General features: G+C 67.0%; 18 protein-coding genes. 11 read left to right on the plus strand and 7 right to left on the minus strand.

The window, feature by feature from the left end; all coding sequences use genetic code 11:
- Positions 1-3 precede the first annotated feature (3 nt).
- The 3 genes from WS70_RS20240 (at position 4) to WS70_RS20250 (ending at position 2,623) form a co-directional block, all read left to right on the plus strand.
- Positions 4-831, plus strand: a complete 828-nt coding sequence (locus WS70_RS20240) for an ABC transporter permease (protein WP_059598618.1) — start codon at positions 4-6, stop codon at positions 829-831.
- Positions 832-847: 16 nt separating this feature from the next.
- Positions 848-1,357 (plus strand): TIGR00725 family protein, encoded by a 510-nt coding sequence (locus WS70_RS20245; RefSeq protein WP_059469879.1) that lies wholly within the window; start codon positions 848-850, stop codon positions 1,355-1,357.
- Positions 1,358-1,423: 66 nt separating this feature from the next.
- A complete protein-coding gene (locus WS70_RS20250; RefSeq protein WP_059598619.1) occupies positions 1,424-2,623 on the plus strand; it encodes a porin in 1,200 nt (399 codons plus the stop codon).
- 69 nt (positions 2,624-2,692) lie between these two features.
- Here the strand turns inward: WS70_RS20250 and WS70_RS20255 are convergent, their stop codons facing one another.
- From WS70_RS20255 to rpiB, 3 genes are all read right to left on the minus strand, one after another.
- Positions 2,693-4,894, minus strand: coding sequence for a S46 family peptidase (locus tag WS70_RS20255; RefSeq protein ID WP_059598620.1), 2,202 nt, complete (start codon positions 4,892-4,894; stop codon positions 2,693-2,695).
- A 272-nt stretch (positions 4,895-5,166) separates the two neighbouring features.
- Positions 5,167-6,129 (minus strand): sugar-binding transcriptional regulator, encoded by a 963-nt coding sequence (locus tag WS70_RS20260; protein ID WP_059598621.1) that lies wholly within the window; start codon positions 6,127-6,129, stop codon positions 5,167-5,169.
- A 32-nt stretch (positions 6,130-6,161) separates the two neighbouring features.
- Positions 6,162-6,656, minus strand: a complete 495-nt coding sequence (gene rpiB, locus WS70_RS20265) for a ribose 5-phosphate isomerase B (RefSeq protein ID WP_059469883.1) — start codon at positions 6,654-6,656, stop codon at positions 6,162-6,164.
- A 274-nt stretch (positions 6,657-6,930) separates the two neighbouring features.
- Here rpiB and WS70_RS20270 point away from each other — a divergent pair, with 274 nt between their 5' ends.
- The 7 genes from WS70_RS20270 to dhaL all read left to right on the plus strand — a co-directional run bounded on the left by WS70_RS20270 (position 6,931) and on the right by dhaL (position 14,115).
- Positions 6,931-8,412: a sugar ABC transporter ATP-binding protein gene (locus WS70_RS20270; protein ID WP_059598623.1), complete on the plus strand. Its 1,482-nt coding sequence runs from the start codon at positions 6,931-6,933 to the stop codon at positions 8,410-8,412.
- Positions 8,409-9,398 (plus strand): ABC transporter permease, encoded by a 990-nt coding sequence (locus WS70_RS20275; RefSeq protein WP_162498993.1) that lies wholly within the window; start codon positions 8,409-8,411, stop codon positions 9,396-9,398. Before WS70_RS20270 ends, WS70_RS20275 begins: the two co-directional genes overlap by 4 nt.
- A 31-nt stretch (positions 9,399-9,429) precedes the next feature.
- Positions 9,430-10,458, plus strand: coding sequence for a substrate-binding domain-containing protein (locus tag WS70_RS20280; RefSeq protein WP_059469885.1), 1,029 nt, complete (start codon positions 9,430-9,432; stop codon positions 10,456-10,458).
- Positions 10,459-10,469: 11 nt separating this feature from the next.
- On the plus strand, positions 10,470-11,240 hold the full coding sequence (locus WS70_RS20285; RefSeq protein ID WP_059598624.1) for an SDR family oxidoreductase: 771 nt from the start codon (positions 10,470-10,472) through the stop codon (positions 11,238-11,240).
- Positions 11,241-11,313: 73 nt separating this feature from the next.
- On the plus strand, positions 11,314-12,450 hold the full coding sequence (locus WS70_RS20290; RefSeq protein ID WP_059598625.1) for an MDR/zinc-dependent alcohol dehydrogenase-like family protein: 1,137 nt from the start codon (positions 11,314-11,316) through the stop codon (positions 12,448-12,450).
- Between the two features lie 4 nt (positions 12,451-12,454).
- Positions 12,455-13,459 carry a dihydroxyacetone kinase subunit DhaK gene (locus tag WS70_RS20295; RefSeq protein ID WP_059598626.1) on the plus strand — a complete coding sequence of 335 codons (1,005 nt, stop codon included), beginning with the start codon at positions 12,455-12,457 and terminating at the stop codon, positions 13,457-13,459.
- Positions 13,456-14,115, plus strand: a complete 660-nt coding sequence (gene dhaL, locus WS70_RS20300; protein ID WP_059469889.1) for a dihydroxyacetone kinase subunit DhaL — start codon at positions 13,456-13,458, stop codon at positions 14,113-14,115. The genes WS70_RS20295 and dhaL overlap by 4 nt, the downstream gene beginning before the upstream one ends.
- A gap of 241 nt (positions 14,116-14,356) precedes the next feature.
- On the opposite strand, the gene aac(6')-III is transcribed toward dhaL, so the two are convergent.
- From aac(6')-III to WS70_RS20320, 4 genes are all read right to left on the minus strand, one after another.
- Positions 14,357-14,827 carry a tobramycin N-acetyltransferase AAC(6')-III gene (aac(6')-III, locus tag WS70_RS20305; RefSeq protein ID WP_059469890.1) on the minus strand — a complete coding sequence of 157 codons (471 nt, stop codon included), beginning with the start codon at positions 14,825-14,827 and terminating at the stop codon, positions 14,357-14,359.
- On the minus strand, positions 14,824-15,207 hold the full coding sequence (locus WS70_RS20310) for a DUF6232 family protein (protein ID WP_059469891.1): 384 nt from the start codon (positions 15,205-15,207) through the stop codon (positions 14,824-14,826). Before WS70_RS20310 ends, aac(6')-III begins: the two co-directional genes overlap by 4 nt.
- Positions 15,208-15,592: 385 nt before the next feature.
- Complete coding sequence (locus WS70_RS20315; RefSeq protein WP_059469892.1) at positions 15,593-15,853, minus strand: DUF2866 domain-containing protein; 261 nt, start codon at positions 15,851-15,853, stop codon at positions 15,593-15,595.
- A 207-nt stretch (positions 15,854-16,060) separates the two neighbouring features.
- Positions 16,061-17,209 carry a porin gene (locus tag WS70_RS20320; protein WP_059469893.1) on the minus strand — a complete coding sequence of 383 codons (1,149 nt, stop codon included), beginning with the start codon at positions 17,207-17,209 and terminating at the stop codon, positions 16,061-16,063.
- Positions 17,210-17,510: 301 nt separating this feature from the next.
- Here WS70_RS20320 and WS70_RS20325 point away from each other — a divergent pair, with 301 nt between their 5' ends.
- Positions 17,511-18,320, plus strand: coding sequence for a MetQ/NlpA family ABC transporter substrate-binding protein (locus tag WS70_RS20325; protein ID WP_059469894.1), 810 nt, complete (start codon positions 17,511-17,513; stop codon positions 18,318-18,320).
- Positions 18,321-18,370 lie beyond the last annotated feature (50 nt).

Consider the following 18,370-nt stretch of genomic DNA (forward strand, 5'->3'; position numbering starts at 1 on the left):
GACGTGCAACGATCGTCTCTCGACCACGGCTTATTGCGCCGCTTCGGCGCGGCGCCGGCGGGCGGGCTGCTCGCGCTGTTCTTCGTGCTGCCGCTCGCCGCGCTCGTGAGCGCGGCGTTCGCGGAAGGCGGCCGTGCGTTCGCCGCGGTGCTGCGCGATCCGCTCGTCGCCGACGCGATCGGCCGCTCGCTTGCGCTCGCGGTCGGCACGGGCACGCTGTCGACGTGCGTCGGCGTGCCGCTCGCGCTGGCGCTCACCGATCAGACGCCCGCGCAGCGCCGCTGGTCGCTCGCGCTGCTCGGCGTGCCGCTCGCGTTCTCCGGGCTCGTGATCGCATACGGCTTCATCCTGACGTTCGGCCGCGCCGGTTTCGTGACGACGCTGCTCGCCGGCCTCGGCGCGGATGCGGCGAAGGTGGGCGGCGTGATCTACACGACGTTCGGCCTCGTCGTCGCGTACGCGTACTACCTGATTCCGCGCGTCGCGCTGATGCTGTTCCCCGCGTTCGCGAATCTCGACCGGCGTCCGCTCGAAGCGGCGATGACGCTCGGCGCGAAGCCGTGGCGCGCGTGGCTCGACGTCGCGTGGCGCGAGCTGTGGCCGTCGATCGCCGCCGCGTGGTGCCTCGTGACCGCGATCGCGCTCGGCACGTACGGCACCGCGCTCGCGCTCGCCGGCACGCAGATCAACATCCTGCCGCTCCTGATGTACCTGAAGCTGTCCGACGGACAGACCGATTTCTCGCAGGCCGCCGTGCTGTCGATCGTGCTGACGGCGCTGTGCACCTGCGTGCTCGCGATGGGGGAATACGTTGCGCGACGACATCGTTGAACGCCCATCGGAGGCGATGGCCGCGCTGGCGCGCGTCGCGCTGCGCCAGCAAGGGTCTCGGCGTCATCTGATGCCGGTCGGCCTGATCGGTCCGCGCGTCGCGACCGACGAGCAGATGCGCATCGCCGAGACGATCGCGCACGCGCTCGCCGCGACGGGCATCGTGATCGTCGGCGGCGGCAAGTGCGGCGTGATGGAAGCGGCCGCGCGCGGCGCGCGCCGCGCGGACGGCTTCGTGATCGGCCTGCTGCCCGAGGACGATGCCGAAGGCGCGAATCCGCATCTGAGCGTCGCGCTGCCGACGGGGCTCGGCATTACGCGCAATGCGCTGATCGCGCGCGCGTCGCTGTGCCTGATCGCGGTCGGCGGCGGGCTCGGCACGCTGTCCGAGATCGCGCTCGGCTTGCAGTGGGGCAAGCCGGTTTTCACGATTTGCGATGCGCCGCAAGTGACCGGCGTCGAGAACTTCGACGCGCCGGATCCGCTGCTCGCGCGCGTCGCGCAATGGCTCGTCGATTCGGCTTAGCCGCGTCGAGGGTTTGGAGATGAAGCGCGTCATTCGTTTTGATTCAATCTGGCAGGAATCCTATCCATGAAAAAAGCGGCAGTGGCATTGTTGGTGACGGGGAGCGCGTGCGTCGGCGCGCATGCGCAGGGCACGGTGACGCTCTACGGGATCGTCGACGCGGGGCTCGGCTACACGAGCAACCAGCGTGTCGCGCAGAGCAAGGGCGCGCTCGGCGCGCCCGTCAGCTACCGGAACGAGTCGAGCTACAGCTTCGCGAGCGGCACCTGGTCGGGCAGCCGTTGGGGGTTGAAGGGCAAAGAGGATCTGGGCGATGGCCTCGCGGCGGTGTTCCAGCTCGAGAACGGCTTCAACATCGGCACGGGGCAGGCCGGACAGGGTGGGCGGATGTTCGGGCGGCAGGCGTGGATGGGGTTGTCGAGCACGCGCTTCGGGACGCTCACGATGGGCCGCCAGTACGATCCGATCGTCGACTTCGTCGGCACGATCAGCGCGGGTACGTTCCTGACCGGCATGGGCGCGCATCCGGGCGACCTCGACAACATCGACAATCAGTCGCGCGAGAACAACTCGATCAAGTACGTGAGCCCCAAGTTCGGCGGCCTCACGCTGGGCGCGCTATACGGCTTCGGCAATCAGGCCGGCAGCGTGAAGAACCAGAACACGTGGAGCGTCGGCGGACAGTACGTGAACGGGCCATTCTCGATCGGCGCCGCGTACCTGTATGCGACGAACGCGTATGGTGCGAACGGCGGCGCGTGGACGGGCTCGTACGACGGCACGTTCGGTTCGTCGATCAACGAGGGCTTCGCATCGTCGAAGAGCATGCAGATCGTCGCGGCGGCGAGCACCTATCAGATCGGCGCGGTGACGCTCGGGCTGTCGTACAGCAACACGCAGTACAAGTCCGGCGCGTTCTCGACGTTCAACGGCACTGCGACGTACAACTCGATCGGCGGCACCGTGTCGTGGCAGGCGACGCCCGAGCTGCGCGTCGCGGCGGGCTACGACTTCACGCGCGGCAGCTCGATCGACGGGCAGTCCGCGCCGAAATATCATCAGGTGAACTTCGCGTCGTACTACTACCTGTCCAAGCGCACCGCGCTGTATGGCCTCGTCGGCTATCAGAAGGCGAGCGGCAAGACGCTCGACCCGTACGGCAACGTCGTGAATGCGACGGCGTCGGTCGGCGACGTCGGCAATGGCATCTCGTCGGCGGGCGACACGCAGACGCTCGTGCGCATCGGCGTGCGTCACACGTTCTGACGCGTGGCGCGTCCGCGCGCCGGCCGCCGAGCGCAGGCGGCCGGCGCGATGCGTGCACGCGCATCGCGTTCAGTGCGTCACGTTCACCTGCATCTCGTTCAGCAGGTTGTCCGCGCGGTCGAGATGATGCATTACCCACAGCATGTACCGGATGTCGACATGGATCGAGCGATCCATGTCCGGCTTGTAGCGCCAGCCCGAGCTCACGCCTTCCCAGGTGCCGTCGAACGCGAGGCCGACGAGCCGGCCATTCTTGTCGAGTGTCGGCGAGCCCGAATTGCCGCCCGTGATGTCGAGATTCGCGAGAAAGTCGACGGGCAGCGTGCCGAGCGCCGGCGATGCGAAGCCGTCGAAAGCGCGCGCGTGGATCGCAGCCAGTTGCGCGGCGCTCGCGTTGAACGGCTCGACGCCCGTCTGCTTCTGGACGATGCCCTCCACGGTCGTGAACGGCGCATAGCGGACCGCGTCGCGCGGCGCATAGCCCTGGACCGTGCCGAACGTCACGCGCAGCGAGCTGTTCGCGTCGTGATAGACGGGATGGCCGCGCGACTGCTCGAACGCGATCAGCGCGGTCATGTAGCGGGCCCGCAGCCGCGAATCGTCGGCGGCGATCGCCTTCTGTTCGCGCTCGTATGCGAGCAGGTCCGGCATCAGCGCATGCATCAGCACGAGCCAGCTATCGCCGCTCGCGGCGATTTGCGCGGGCGTCGCGTCCAGCCAGTGCATCCGCGTCGCGGTATCGGCGAGCTTCGTGCCGCGATAGAGATCGGCGGCCTTGCGCGCGAGCGCCGTATCGTCGGATGCGCCGTCGAGCCAGCGGTCGAGCGCGGCGAGCCGCAGGTCGGCCGGCAGCTTCACGTAGCGCTCGAGCGCGTAGACGAAGACCTGCTGATCGACGGCCGGATCCATCGTGCGATCGAGCCGCTGTTCCTCGCCGGCGATACGAATCTCGTCGCGCTTCTGATAGCCCGTTTCGCGTTCGATGTCGTCGGCCTTTCGCTTTTCGTCGGCGAGCCGGACGATCTTGTAGGATGCCTGATAAAGCCCGACATTCGACAGGAGTTCGCCGACGAAATTGCGCTCGCGCAGCCGCTTCTGCCGTTCGACGAGCTGCCGGAGCGCATCGAAATCGGCCTTCAGGCCCGCGCCGTCGAGCTTGCCGCCCGCCGGCCGCGCAGCGAGCCAGCGATCGAGCGCGGCCTCGTCGGCGCGCTTGTCCGCGAGTGCGGAGCTGTGCGCGAGCCCGTCGAGATTGCCCTCGAAGTTCTTCATCATGTTGTCGAGCCCGGCGACGCGGTTTGCGTAGCGCACGCCGATCGCCGGGTCTTTCCTGCTTGCCGCGGCGATGATCGCGACTTCGTCCTTCGCCATCCAGATTTCGGTCGGATAGCGCCACTCGATCGCGTTCTGCAACTCGTCGGCAAGCCGATAGCGCTCGGTGCGCCCCGGATAGCCGGCGACCATCACGAAATCGCCCGCGTTCACGCCGCCCGGATTGACCGTCAGCCAATGCGCGGGACGATACGGCACGTTGTCCTTCGAATACGATGCGGCGCTGCCGTCCTTCGCGACGTACGCGCGCAGGAAGCTGAAGTCGCCGGTATGGCGCGGCCACATCCAATTGTCGATCTCGCCGCCGAACTTGCCGATCGACACCGGCGGCGCGTAGACGAGCCGCACGTCGCGGATTTCGCGCTGCCGGATCAACTGATAGCTGTAGCCGCCGCTGAACGTGTAGACGTCGCAGCGATAGCCGGGCTGTTCGCAGTCCCGAACGAGGCGCTTCTTCGCGGTGTCGATGGCGGCGTAGCGCGCGTAGCCCGCGATGCCGGGCGTGAGCGCCGCATCGATCTTGTCGGTGACGTCGCGGATCTGCTCGGTCACGTACACGCGCTGCGTCGGATCGGCGGGCAGTTCCTCGCCGCGCTGCCGCGCGAGAAAGCCGTTTTCGATCAGATTGTTCTGCGGCGTCGAGTTGTATTGCAGCACGCCGTAGCCGCAATGGTGGTTCGTGACGATCAGGCCGTCCGGCGACACGAACGACGCGGTGCAAAAGCCCAGGCTGACGACGGCGTCCATCGGCCACGCGGTCAGCGTCGACAGCGTGTGCGGGTCGAGCGTGAGGCCGCGTTGTTCGAGCGTATTGGCGAGACCGGGCAGTTGGGGCGGCTGCCACATGCCTTCGTCGGCATGGGCGGCGCTCGTGGCGAGCGCGCAGGCGAACAGCAGGGAGCGTGCGGCGAACGATGCGGGTGACGCGGATGATCGCATGTATTTCTCGGATTGTTCCTGGCATGCGGGCGCCGGCGCGCGGGCGGGCGCGCCGGCGGACGGTGCCGCGCGATCGGGTATGTCGCGACGGCGAAAGCTGACGAAACGAATGCCGGGTGAAGCGCACGGCGAAACGCCGCGCGACAGTGTAGCGGCTGTGGCGGCGTTTTCAATTCTCGCTCGTCGATCGAGCGACGCGCCGGCGCGGCTGCGTTTCGGGCGATCCGGGACGCCGCGCCCGTTCGCCGGGGCGCGCCGACGCGACTTCCTTCCTATTCCGCCGTCGCCGTCTCGGTCGCTTGCGCGAGGCTCAGCACCGTCTGCGCGATCGATTGCGTCGTCGCCAGCGTGTTGATCACGCCGGAGCGCAGCGCGCCGAGGATGCCCGTCGCTTTCGTCGGCTCGCTCGCCGTCGCGATCACGTTGGGAATCCGCTTCAGGTCTTCGAGCGTGAGGCCGATCACGCGGCCGCGCAGCATCGTCGTCGCCGGGCGGCCGTGGATGTCGATGAAGTCGTAGCCCATGATGTCGCCGACCGCGCCCGCGCGCTTCGCCTCCGCCATCTCCTCGGGCGTGAACCAGCCCATCCGGACCATGTTGCTGTCCTCGAGAATGTCGCCGATCCCGACGAGCGCAATCGACGCGCGGCGCGCCTTGTCGAGCGACTGGCGCACGACTTCGTTCTCGAGCAGCGCGGTGAAGAGCTGAGGATCGTTGACGAGCGCCGGTGCATACAGCGTCTCGCTCTCGCCGCCGAAGCGCGCGGCGAGGCGCCGGCAGATGTGGTCGGCGTTCATCGTCTCGCCGCCGCGATACGAGCCGCCGATCGCGGACACGAACGAGCAGTTGCGCTGCGTCGTCGACACCGCGTGCCGCGACACCGCGCTCACGTTGCGGCCCATGCCGACCGCGACGATCGCGCCGTCGGCGAGCACGCGGTCGAGATAGCTCGCGACGAGGCCCGCGAGCAGCTCGCGCTGGCTGTCCTGATCCTTGTGGTCGACCGAGATGATCGCGCGCTGGATCCCGAAGCGCGCGACCAGTTCCTGCTCGAGATCCTGCACGGCGCGCGGATGATGGCGCACGCGGATCTCGACGATGCCCTCTTCGATCGCGCGCTTCAGCAGCCGGCCCACCTTCGGGCGCGAGATCGCGAACTTCTGCGCGAGTTCTTCCTGGGTCGACCCGTCGACGTAATAGCACTTCGCGAGTTGCGTGAGTTCTTCGTTCGTCATGTCGTAGTGGAGAGGAGCGGCGCGCCGCGGCGTCATGAACCGCAGTGCGCGTCGTTCGGACCGGCCTGGGTGAGGCCCGTCCGGTGTTCGTAATCGGCGATCCGCTGCACCTTCGGCTGCGAGCGGCCGCCGTCGAATTCTGCCTTGAGCCACGCGTCGACGATGCTGTTCGCGAGCTCGGTGCCGATCACGCGCGCGCCCATCGTGATGATCTGCGCATCGTTGCTGCGCCGCGCGCGCTCGGCCGAATAGGTGTCGTGGCACTGCGCGGCGCGGATGCCCGGCACCTTGTTCGCGGAGATCGCGACGCCGATGCCCGTGCCGCACAGCAGGATCGCGCGCGGGAACTCGCCCGCCGCGACTCGCTGCGCGACTTCGATCGCGATGTCGGGATACAGCACGGCCTCATCCGCGCTGTGCGTGCCGAAGTCGAGCAACTCGACATCGGGATGCTTCGCGCGGAGGTGCCGCTTGATCGACTCCTTGAGCGCGTAGGCCGCTTCGTCGCAACCGATCGCCACTTTCATGGTGAACCTCCGGAGGGCAAGTTGAGTGCGCAAATGTGCAATGTTGAGCAATTATAACGACCTGTCTGAACATTTGGCAAAGGGTGAAATTTTGCTCAAACGCTTGCTCGACCTAATAAATTCTTTATAAATCAAAGTGTCAATGATGATTTGGCGGTGGCGATCAGCGTTTACCAGTAATTGACACACCAAAAAACCGATGATTACCATGCGGTCACGCTGTATCAAATAATCGTGAGTGAACAAAAGTTCATTCATCATTCGGGATACGACAGTGACTCCTGTTCTGCTCGAAGCAAGCCAGGTAGCGAAGCGGTTCAACGGCGTGAGCGCGTTGCGCGACGGACGCTTGAGCCTCATGGCCGGACGCGTGCACGCGCTGTGCGGCGGCAACGGCACCGGAAAATCCACGTTCCTGAACATCCTGATGGGGCTCCTGCGCCGCGACGAGGGCGCGATCCGGCTGAACGGCCGCGACGTCGACTTCGCGTCGCCCGCCGAAGCGCTCGCGAACCGGATGGCGATCATCACGCAGGAGCTGTCGCCGGTGCCCGGGATGACGGTCGCCGAAAACCTGTATCTCGGCCGCGAGCCGACCCGTGCGCGCGTCGTCGTCGATTTCCGGACGCTGAAGCGCCGCGCGCAGGACCTGCTCGACCGCCTCGGCTTCGCGATCGACGCGGGCGTACCGATGCATCGCCTGAGTCTCGCGCAGACGCAGCTCGTCGAGATCGCGAAGGCGTTCAGCCGCGACTGCGAGGTGATGATCATGGACGAGCCGACGTCCGCGATCGGCGAGCGCGAGACCGAGACGCTCTTTGCCGCGATCCGCAACATCACCGCGCATGGCGCCGGGATCATCTACGTGTCGCATCGCCTGAGCGAGCTGTTCGAGATCGCCGACGACTACACGGTGTTTCGCGACGGCGCGTACGTCGAGAGCGGCCGCATCGCCGACATCGATCGTGCGCATCTCGTACGCGCGATCGTCGGCCGCGAGATGCCCGTCGTCGACAAGGCGCGCCGGCCCGCGCACGGCGAGCCGTGCCTCGCGGTCGGCGGACTCACGCGCGCGGACGAGTTCGAAGCGGTGAGTCTCGACGTGCGGCGCGGCGAGATTCTCGGCATCTACGGGCTGATGGGCTCGGGCCGCAGCGAATTCCTCAATTGCGTGTACGGCCTCACGCGGCCCGATGCGGGCACGGCGACGCTCGGCGGCGAGCCGCTGCCGCAAGGCGATCCCGCGCAGGCGATCCGCGCCGGCATCGCGCTCGTCACCGAAGACCGCAAGGACTCGGGCCTCGTGCTGTCCGGCAGCGTGCAGGAGAACATCGCGATGGCCGCGTACCGGCGCCTGTCGCGCGGCGGCGTGATCCGGCGCGCGCTCGTGCGCCGCCTCGCGCAATCGATGGTCGAGCGGCTGCGGATCAAGGCCGCGTCGCTGCGAATGCCGGTGGCCGCGATGAGCGGCGGCAACCAGCAGAAGGTCGTGCTCGCGAAATGCCTGTCGACGGAGCCTGTGCTGCTGTTGTGCGACGAGCCGACGCGCGGGATCGACGAAGGCGCGAAACAGGAAATCTATCGGCTGCTCGATACGTTCGCGCGCAACGGCGGCGCGGTGATCGTCGTGTCGTCGGAGGCGCCCGAGCTGCTGTATCTGAGCGACCGCATCGCCGTGTTCAAGGGCGGCCGCGTCGCCGCCGTCTGCCCGGGCGACGGCGCCACCCAGGAATCCCTGCTCCACCTCGCTTCATGAACAAGACCATGAACACTCAGACTCTGACCCGTCTCGAAGCGGCGCCGAAGCGCGTGAACGTCGCGGAGCTCGCGAGCCGCTTCGGCATCCCGATCATTTTCGTCGTGCTGTGCGTCGTGCTCGCATTCGCGAGTCCGTACTTCCTCACGTGGCGCAACTGGAGCGACATCCTGCGGCAGACGTCGATCAACGGGATTCTCGCGATCGGCATGACGTACGTGATCCTGACGAAGGGGATCGACCTGTCGGTCGGCTCCGTGCTTGCGCTCGCGGGAATCGTGAGCGGCCTCGCCGGCGCGGCGGGGCACGGGCTCGCGGCGTCGCTCGCGGTCGGCGTCGCGTGCGGCGCGGCGCTCGGCGCGATCAACGGCGTGACGATCGCGCGCTTCAACGTGCCGCCGTTCGTCGCGACGCTCGGCATGTTGAGCATCGCGCGCGGCGTCACGTACATCGTCAACGACGGCAGCCCGGTCGCGAACCTGCCCGACGATTATCTTTCGCTCGGCGTCGGCAGGCTCGGCCCGCTCGGGATGCCGGTGCTGATCTTCGCGGCGGTCGCGCTCGCGTGCTGGTGGGTGCTGCGCTACACGACGTACGGCCGCTATCTGTACGCGGTCGGCGGTAACGAGAAGAGCGCGCGGACTTCCGGCATCGGCGTGCGCAAGATCGTGTTCTCGGTGTACGTCGTGTCGGGCGCGCTCGCCGGTCTCGCCGGGATGATTCTCGCCGCGCGCACGACGTCCGCACTGCCGCAGGCGGGCGTGTCGTACGAGCTCGATGCGATCGCGGCGGTCGTGATCGGCGGCACGAGCCTGTCGGGCGGGCAGGGCGGCGTGGTCGGCACGCTGTTCGGCGCGCTTTTGATCGGCGTGATCAATAACGGGCTGAATCTGCTCGGCGTGTCGTCGTATTACCAGCAGATCGCCAAGGGACTCATCATCGTGCTGGCCGTGCTCATCGACGTGGCCCGCAAACAGCCGCGCTGACGCAGCGCATTCCCATCCGGAGGAGACGACAATGCAAACACGAAACACCTGGCTCGGCCGCTTCGCGGCCGCAACCGTGCTCGGCGCGACGCTCGCGATCGCGGCGGCGGGCGGCGCGGCGCACGCGGCGAGCGGGCCGTACCGCGTCGGCGCGGCGGTGTACGGCATGAAAGGCCAGTTCATGCAGAACTGGGTGCGCGAGATCAAGGCGCATCCGGCCGTGAAGAGCGGCACCGTGCAGCTCACGGTGTTCGACGGCAACTACGACGCGCTCACGCAGAACAATCAGATCGAGACGATGCTCACGCAGCAGTACAGCGGCATCCTGTTCGTGCCGATCGACACGAAGGCGGGCATCGGCGTCGCGACGCGCGCGGCCGCATCCGACACGCCGCTCATCGCATCGAACACGATGCTCGCGACGCCGAAGGTGCCGTACATCGGCAACGACGACGTCGAGGGCGGCCGTCTGCAGGCCGAAGCGCTCGCGAAGCAGATCGGCGGCAAGGGCAGCATCGTCATCATCCAGGGGCCGATCGGCCAATCCGCGCAGATCGATCGCGAGAAGGGCGAGATGGAAGTGCTCGCGAAATATCCGGGCATCAAGGTGATCGAGAAGAAGACCGCGAACTGGTCGCGCGCGGAAGCGATGAACCTGATGGAGGACTGGCTCAATGCGCATCCGAAGCAGATCAACGGCGTGATCGCACAGAACGACGACATGGCGCTCGGCGCGCTGCAGGCGATCAAGAACCGCGGGCTCACGCCGAAGGACATTCCGATTACGTCGATCGACGGGATGCCCGACGCGATCCAGGCCGCGAAGCGCGGCGAGATCACGACGTTCCTGCAGGACGCGCAGGCGCAGTCGCAGGGCGCGCTCGATCTGGTGCTGCGGCAGCTCGTCGGCGCGAGCTACAAGCCGCAGTCGGTGATCTGGCAGCGCTACGCGAAGGATCTGAAGTGGGACGGCGGCACCGCGAAGCGCTACGTTCTGCCGTGGGTGCCCGTCACGCCGGCGAATGCCGATCAGCTCTACAGGCAGGTCACGGGCGGTTGAGCGAGGCGGCCATGACGAATCTCTGGGACAGGGCGTTCGATCTGACGGGCCGCGTCGCGCTCGTGACGGGCGGCGCGGCGGGCATCGGGCATGCGTGCGCGCAACTGCTCGCGCAGCGCGGCGCGAGCGTCGCGCTCGTCGATCTGCATCCCGAAACGATGCGGATTGCCGCGACGCTGGAAGGCGGCGCCGCGCGCCACGCCGGCATGTCGCTCGACCTGCGCGACTACTCGGCCGCGCAGGCGGCGGTCGAGCGCGTCGCGTCGCGCTTCGGCGGCGTCGACCTGCTCGTCAACAGCGCCGGCGTCGCGCTGCTCGACAAGGCGCTCGACGTTGGCGAGGCCGCGTGGGACGCGACGATGGCGATCAACGTGAAAGCGTCGTTCTTCATCGCACAGGCGGTCGCGCGGCAGATGATCGCGGGCGGCAGAGGCGGGCGGATCGTCAATCTCGCGTCGCAGGCGAGCGTGGTCGGCCTCGACCGGCATGTCGCGTATTGCGCGAGCAAGGCCGCGATCGTCGGGATGACGAAGGTGCTCGCGCTCGAATGGGCGCCGCATGGGATCACCGTCAACGCGGTGTCGCCGACGATCGTCGAAACCGAGCTCGGCAAGAAGGCGTGGGCGGGCGAAGCCGGCGAGCGCGCGAAGCGCGAGATTCCGTCCGGCCGCTTCGCGCGGCCGGACGAGATCGCCGCACTCGTGCTCTATCTGCTGAGCGACGCAGCCGCGATGATGACAGGCGAGAACGTCGTGATCGACGGCGGCTATACCGTGCGTTGAAGCGACGGCGGGCCGCGCGGCGGTCAGGCCGTCATCGTCGGGACAACCGACAGAAGATATAAGGAGACGTTGCATGTCGTCGATAGCCGAAGCGCCGCCGCAACGCGCGGCCGCGCACAGCGACGCGGGCGCGCTGCCCGCCACGATGCGCGCCGTGGTATGTCACGGTCCGGAGGACTACCGCCTCGAACAGGTGCCCGTGCCGAAGCCGGGACCCGACGAGATCCTGACCGAAGTCGAGCTCGTCGGCATCTGCATGGGCGACATCAAGACGTTCCGCGGCGCGCCGTCGTTCTGGGGCGACGCGGTGCAGCCGCGCTACGTGAAGCCGCCGATGATCCCGGGCCACGAGTTCGTGTGCCGCGTCGCCGCGCTCGGACCGGGCGCCGAGCAGCGCGGCGTGAAGGTCGGCGATCGCGTGATCTCCGAGCAGATCGTCCCGTGCTGGGGCTGCCGCTTCTGCGGCCACGGCCAGTACTGGATGTGCCAGAAGCATGATCTGTACGGATTCCAGAAGAACGTGCACGGCGCGATGGCCGAGTACATGATCTTCACGAAAGAGGCGATCGTCCACCAGGTGCCCGATTCGATTCCGTCCGACGAGGCGATCCTGATCGAGCCGCTGTCGTGCTCGCTGCATGCGGCCGATCGCGCGAACGTCGGCTTCGACGACGTGGTCGTCGTCGCGGGCGCGGGCACGCTCGGGCTCGGCATCGTCGGCGCGGTTCGGCTGCGCCATCCGAAGAAGCTGATCGTGCTCGACATGAAGCCTGAGCGCGCGGCGCTCGCGCTCAGGATGGGCGCGGACGAAGTATGGAATCCGGGTGAAGAGAACGTGATCGAGAAGATCCGGTCGATCACGGACGGCTATGGCTGCGACGTCTATATCGAGGCGACCGGCCACCATCGCGCGGTCGGTCAGGGGCTCGCGATGCTGCGCAAGCTCGGCCGTTTCGTCGAATTCAGCGTGTTCAACGACGACGCGACCGTCGACTGGTCGATCATCGGCGACCGCAAGGAGCTCGACGTGCTCGGCTCGCATCTCGGCCCGTACATGTATCCGCGCGCGATCGAGTTCATCGGATCGCGCAAGATCGACGTGCGCGGCATCGTCACGCACACGTTTCCGCTGTCGCGCTTCGCGGAGGCGTTCGCGGTGATGGAGCGCGGCGAGCAATCGTTGAAGGTCGTACTGGATCCGCGAGGTTAATTGCATGAATCGTGTCATCAATCATCCCGACTACGTCGTCGAGGACATGCTGCGCGGCATCGTCGCCGCGCATCCGCAGCTCACGCTCGACGCGGACAATCCGCGCGTGATCGGCGTCGCGCAGCCGGCGCCGGGCAAGGTCGGCGTTGTCACGGGCGGCGGCTCGGGCCACGAGCCGGCGTTTCTCGGCTACACGGGGCCGGGGCTCGTCGATGCGGTCGCGGTCGGCGAGGTCTTTTCGTCGCCGACCGCGAAAAGCTTCGTCGACGCGTTCAAGCGCGCCGATCGCGGCGCGGGCGTCGCGTGCCTGTACGGCAACTACGCGGGCGACAACATGAACGTGAAGATGGCCGTCAAGATGGCGGCCGCGCAGGGCATCGACGTGAAGACCGTCGTCGCGAACGACGACGTCGCATCGGCTTCGCGCGACGAACGCGCGAAGCGGCGCGGCGTCGCGGGCGAGATCCTGATGTGGAAGGCGGGCGGCGCGCGCGCGGCGGCGGGCGGCAATCTCGATGCGGTGATCGCGAGCGCGCGGAAGGCGATCGACAACACGCGCTCCGTCGGCATCGGCCTGTCCGCGTGCACGATTCCGGCGAACGGCAAGGCGAACTTCCACATCGCCGACGGCGAGATGGAGGTCGGCATCGGCCATCACGGCGAGCATGGCGTGCGCGTGATGCGCACGGTGCCCGCGAAGGACATGGCGGAAATGATGCTCGACATCGTGCTGCCGGATTTCCCGCTCGAACGCGGCGAGGAAGTCGCGGTGCTCGTGTCGGGGCTCGGCGCGACGCCGCTGATGGAGCAATATATTCTGTATGCCGAAGTAGCGGAGCGGCTCGCGGCGGCCGGATTGAAGATCGGCTTTCGTCTCGTCGGCAATCTGTTCACGTCGCTCGAGATGATGGGCGTCACGCTGACGATCACCCGGCTCGACGACGAGCTGAAGCAATTGTTCGCCGCGCCGTGCAGCAGCATCGGCCTCACCGTGGGAGAACGCGCATGAACACCGCCGCCATTCAGCGCTTGCCGCTCGCCGACGCCGGTTTCGTCGTGCGCGAGCTCGTCGACGTGATCCAGCGCAACCGCGATCCTCTGTCGGAGATCGACGCGGCGATTGGCGACGGCGATCACGGCATCAACATGAGCAAGGGCTTCGGCCAGTGCGGCGCGCGGCTCGACGCGCGCGGCGCGACGAGCCTGCCGGATGCGCTCGACGTATTGTCGACGTCGCTCATGGACGGAATCGGCGGATCGATGGGGCCGCTTTACGGCAGCTTCTTCATGGATTTTGCGGCGGCGCTGAAGGGGCGCGACACGCTCGATGCGGCGCTGTTCGGCGAAGCGCTGTCGGCGGGGCTTGCGGGATTGCGGACGATCAGCGATGCGAAGGTCGGCGACAAGACGTTGATCGACACGCTCGCGCCCGCCGACGCCGCATTTCACGAAGCGCTACGCGCCGGCGACGATTTCCGGCACGCGCTCGCGGCGATGAGCGCGGCCGCCGAGCGCGGCAAGGAATCGACGCGCTGGCTGCAGGCGAAGATCGGTCGGGCGTCGCGGCTCGGCGAGCGGTCGGTCGGCACGCTCGATGCGGGTGCGGTGTCGTGCTGCCTGATTCTGTGCAGCGTCGCGAGTTCGATCGGCGCGCGGCTGAACTGACCGGATAGGCGGCTGCGACGATACGGCGGCGGGTGGGGCGAGCATGGAGTCGAGCATAAACGGCGATCGGATCGGCGATCGACAGTCGACGGTATCGCGCAAGCGGGCCGCGCCGCGCGGCTCGATAGCTTTGGCTCTCGATTCGACTCGTTGCAATTCGCGCGCAGCGTTCGACATGCGGCATGCGATTCGCCGTCCGAAGTCTGCAATCCGCGCCGCGATGCGCGCGCCCGCCGTCGCGTCAACGTGCGAGCGTCTTCCGAAAGAAGACCACCCGCTCGGTTTCGTCGAAGCCGAGTGCGCGATGCAGCGCGTGCGACGCGGCGTTGCCGAGCGGCGCGTCCGATGCGAATTCGGCGCAGCCGCATGTCGCGCCCCAGACAGCGGCGGCCGAGCATAGCGCGCGGGCGACGCCGCGGCGGCGCGCGGCCGGATCCACGAAGATGCCTTCGAGAAACAGCGCGGGCGACGTGTTGCAGCCGTTCACGTAGTCGCGCCGGACGGCGACCTCGGCGAAGCCGAGCGGCGCGTCGTCCGGCGTCCACGCGATGAAGCACGCATGGCGGTTCGGCGCGTCGAGTTGCTGCGCGACATCGCGCGCGTGCTCGGCATCGTCCGCATGCGGCCACAGCGCACGGCGAAGCTGCCGCCACGCGGGGGCGTCGGACGCCGTGGCGGCGCGGATCGTGAAGAGCGAAGCGGGGTGCGTCAAGTTGACGCGGTCGCCGAGCGGGCCGCGTTCACCGCGTGCGCGACGCGCTCGACGAATTCGCGGTCGATGCTCATCACCGCCTCGCGCTTGCCGTCCGGCATGTCGACGATGAGCCGATGCGTGACGTCCTGCGTGGTCCACGCGAGGTAGCCGACGACGATGAGCATCACGCCCACGACGAGCAGCGCGCTCGTGCCGAGCGTGCCGCCCGCGATCGCGGCGGCGGTGCCGATGAGCGAAATCGACCACGGGACGATCTTGTTTTTCCTGACGGTGAGAACTTCGACGCCGCGGATCTCTCGCAGCGCGAAAATTTGCCCTGCGGCGGACAGGCTGTTGCGCGTGACCATGACGCCGCGTTCGTTGAAGGCGTTTTCCATCAAAGGGGTGCGAATCGGAAAACGCGCAGCGTAGCAGATTTGACGGGAGCGTCAACGAGGTCCGATGACGCATGGCGTCGAAATCGGGGAAGACCGGGGAAGACCGATACGGGTGAACGGCAGGGAAAATCGGTAAGGACTGCCGGCACGACGGCCGGACAGGATGATCGGGGCGGGATGACCTACGGAGGCGGCTGCGCGACGTTGCTTGCGACCGCAGCCGGCAACTCCGGCCAATCGGCGAAAGAGAACGGAGAGAACGGAGAGAACGGACAAAAAACGACAGGAACGATCAGAAGCGGCTCGTCCTGCGTGGGAACGCATCGCCGCGCCGCGCGTGCGCAAGCCTTGCCGAGCGCGGCGGCGAATCGCGCCGGAGCGCCCGTCAGAACAGCGCGGCGCCGCCTTCGTACAGGCGCCCGGGCACGTGCGACGCGACTGCCTCGGCGATTTCCGCCTCGGTGCTCTCGGCCGGCACGATCCGACGGCGCGCGGGCGCGTCGAGGTGCATCGTCCATTCGACGAGCCGGTACGGGCGTCCCCACGGGCGCTGCATCGCGATCGACACGCGGCAGCTTTGCACCGGGAACGCGTGTTCGTGCGTGAGTATCGTGCGCAGGCCGCTGAAAACGGTATCTTCGACCATCGTTTCCTCCGATCCTGTCTTGCGTTGGACGGTCTGCGCCGCCGCAATCGGGATAAAAAAATGCCGCCGATGCTCAGGCGGCCAACAGGGGGGGTGTGAGCATCCTCTCAACCCAGAATTAAGCGAAACTTAAAAGCAGCAAAAAAAGCGCCCCGCACGAGGCGGGGCGCTTTTGCCGTAGTGTGCCGCGAGTTGTCGAGCGAATGCTCAGAACTTGTGGCGGATACCGACGCGCGCGGCGAACTGGTTCTTCGAACCCGTGCCCGACGTGTTGAAGTAGCTCGTGCTCGAACCGATCTGCGCCTGCAGGTTGTTGCCCGACGCTTCCTGGTAGATCGCGAGCAGGTACACGTCGGTGCGCTTGCTGAGCGCGTAGTCGAGCGCGCCGTTGACCTGGTTCCAGTGGCCCGAGTTCGCACCCGACACACGCGAGTACGTGTAGCCGACGCCCGCCGACAGCGCCGTCGTGAATGCATACTTGCCGCCCGCTTCGTACGCGTTGTACGTCGTGCTGCCGCCCGTGATCGGCTCGAGGCGCGTGTTCGTCCACAGCGCCCAGAGGGTCGCCGGGCCCCAGATGTAGCGGCCGCCGACGCCGAAGCTGCGCAGGTCGCGAACGTTGTTGATCGTCAGGTTCGCGATGTTGGTCGTGATCGCCGGCGTCGACTGGCCCGGATAGCGGATGTCGGTGTACGCGGCGCCGAGGCCGATCGGGCCGTTCGCGTAGTTCAGGCCGAAGCTGTATGCGCGCGACGAGCCTGCCGTCGTCGTCGTGCCCGTCGTCGTCGCCGGTGCGCCCGCAAACGACGTCGAGTTCGAGAAGCCGTACAACGCGCCGAACGTGAAGCCCGAATAGTTCGCGCTCTGGAACTTCACCGCGTTGTTGATGCGGCTCGACGTCAGTTGGTCGATGTCGTTCACGTGGTACGCGTAGTTGCCCGCGACCGTGTTGCCGCCCGTCGAGTAGTTCGAGCCGAGGATGTCGGTCGAGAACGAGTATTGACGGCCGAACGTCAGCGTGCCGGCTTCCTTGTGCGACAGGCCGACATACGCTTGGCGGCCGAAGATCGCGCCGCCCTGGCCGATCGTGCCGTTGCCGCTGTTGAAGCCGTTTTCGAGCACGAAGATCGCCTTCAGGCCGCCGCCGAGGTCTTCTGCGCCGCGCAGGCCCCAACGGCTGCCCTGGGCGATGCCGTCGTCGTACTTGAAGAGCTTGCTGCTGCCGCTGGCGCTCTTGCTATGGTTCACATAGCTGACGCCGGCGTCGATGAGGCCGTACAGCGTGACGCTGCTTTGTGCATGTGCCGCGCTCGCGGTCGCGGCGAGGATAGCGGTGGTCAACAGTTTCTTGTTCAAGGCAAATCTCCGAGCAGTAAGAATGTTTGCAGTTCCGCTGCGCTCTTAAGGCGGTTGGAAGGGGAACGGAAGCGCACTGTATCGACGGGGCGCTTAATGAATATGACAATTGCTGTCATGTTCACGTCTGTAGCGCCCGCGCCACACGTGATGATGGAGGCTTGCATTCGTCGCGTTATGTCGATTCCGCCGGATGATTGACCGGGCGCAGGAATATATGTATGAAAATTGCTTGGTTTGTCCCTTTGCCGCCACATGCGACGATTCGCGCTTTCATGAAAACAGGATGCGAGGACAAGCCATGCGACGATTTGCTTCGATCTTGCGCCGGGCGGCCGGCGGCGCGGCGTTCGTGATCGCGGCGACGCTCGCGCACGCGGGCGGCCCGGCGCTGAAGATCGGCACGATGAGCGGCCCGGACGCGCAGATCTGGGCCGAGGTGACGAAGGTCGCCGCGCGCGACGGGCTCGCGATCAAGGTGATCGAATTCAACGACTACGTGCAGCCGAACGCGGCGCTCGATGCGGGCGACCTCGATGCGAACGGCTTCCAGCACCAGCCGTTTCTCGACAGCCAGATCAAGCAGCGCGGCTACAGGATCGTGAACGTCGGGCTTACGTATACGTCGCCGATGGGCTTCTATTCGAAGAAGCTCAAGTCGCTGAAGGATCTGCCAGTCGGCGCGAAAGTCGGGATTCAGAACGATCCGTCGAACGGCAATCGCGCGCTCCTGCTGCTGCAGAAGTACGGGGTCGTCAAGCTGAAGCCGGGCGCCGGCACGAACGGCGTGAATGCGACGCCGCTCGACGTCGCCGAGAATCCGAAGAAGATCAAGCTTGTCGAGCTCGACGCCGCGCAGCTGCCGCGCGCGCTGCCGGACCTCGACGCGGGGTCGGTCAACACCGACTATGCGGTGAAGGCGGGGCTGTCGCCGGTGAAGGACGCGATCGCGATCGAGGATCTGAAGGGACCGTACGCGAACCTGATCGCGGTGCGCGCGCAGGACAAGGACAAGCCGTGGGTGAAGAAGCTCGTCGCCGCGTATGAATCGGACGACGTGCGCAAGTTCATCGAGACGAAATTCAACGGCGCGATCATTCCGGCGTTCTGACGAGGCCGGCAGGGGCGGGTGGCGCGCTGCGCGTGCGCCCGGACGCATCG

Source organism: Burkholderia mayonis, assembly GCF_001523745.2.
Taxonomy (GTDB): Bacteria; Pseudomonadota; Gammaproteobacteria; order Burkholderiales; family Burkholderiaceae; genus Burkholderia; species Burkholderia mayonis.

Bases quoted from the DNA above. Each gene is read 5' to 3' on its own strand.
- WS70_RS20245 (WP_059469879.1), top strand. From the start codon at position 848: ATGGCCGCGCTGGCGCGCGTCGCGCTGCGCCAGCAAGGGTCTCGGCGT.
- WS70_RS20250 (WP_059598619.1), top strand. From the start codon at position 1,424: ATGAAAAAAGCGGCAGTGGCATTGTTGGTGACGGGGAGCGCGTGCGTC.
- WS70_RS20255 (WP_059598620.1), bottom strand. From the start codon at position 4,894: ATGCGATCATCCGCGTCACCCGCATCGTTCGCCGCACGCTCCCTGCTG.
- WS70_RS20260 (WP_059598621.1), bottom strand. From the start codon at position 6,129: ATGACGAACGAAGAACTCACGCAACTCGCGAAGTGCTATTACGTCGAC.
- rpiB (WP_059469883.1), bottom strand. From the start codon at position 6,656: ATGAAAGTGGCGATCGGTTGCGACGAAGCGGCCTACGCGCTCAAGGAG.
- WS70_RS20275 (WP_162498993.1), top strand. From the start codon at position 8,409: ATGAACAAGACCATGAACACTCAGACTCTGACCCGTCTCGAAGCGGCG.
- WS70_RS20280 (WP_059469885.1), top strand. From the start codon at position 9,430: ATGCAAACACGAAACACCTGGCTCGGCCGCTTCGCGGCCGCAACCGTG.
- WS70_RS20285 (WP_059598624.1), top strand. From the start codon at position 10,470: ATGACGAATCTCTGGGACAGGGCGTTCGATCTGACGGGCCGCGTCGCG.
- WS70_RS20290 (WP_059598625.1), top strand. From the start codon at position 11,314: ATGTCGTCGATAGCCGAAGCGCCGCCGCAACGCGCGGCCGCGCACAGC.
- WS70_RS20295 (WP_059598626.1), top strand. From the start codon at position 12,455: ATGAATCGTGTCATCAATCATCCCGACTACGTCGTCGAGGACATGCTG.
- dhaL (WP_059469889.1), top strand. From the start codon at position 13,456: ATGAACACCGCCGCCATTCAGCGCTTGCCGCTCGCCGACGCCGGTTTC.
- WS70_RS20310 (WP_059469891.1), bottom strand. From the start codon at position 15,207: ATGGAAAACGCCTTCAACGAACGCGGCGTCATGGTCACGCGCAACAGC.
- WS70_RS20315 (WP_059469892.1), bottom strand. From the start codon at position 15,853: ATGGTCGAAGATACCGTTTTCAGCGGCCTGCGCACGATACTCACGCAC.
- WS70_RS20325 (WP_059469894.1), top strand. From the start codon at position 17,511: ATGCGACGATTTGCTTCGATCTTGCGCCGGGCGGCCGGCGGCGCGGCG.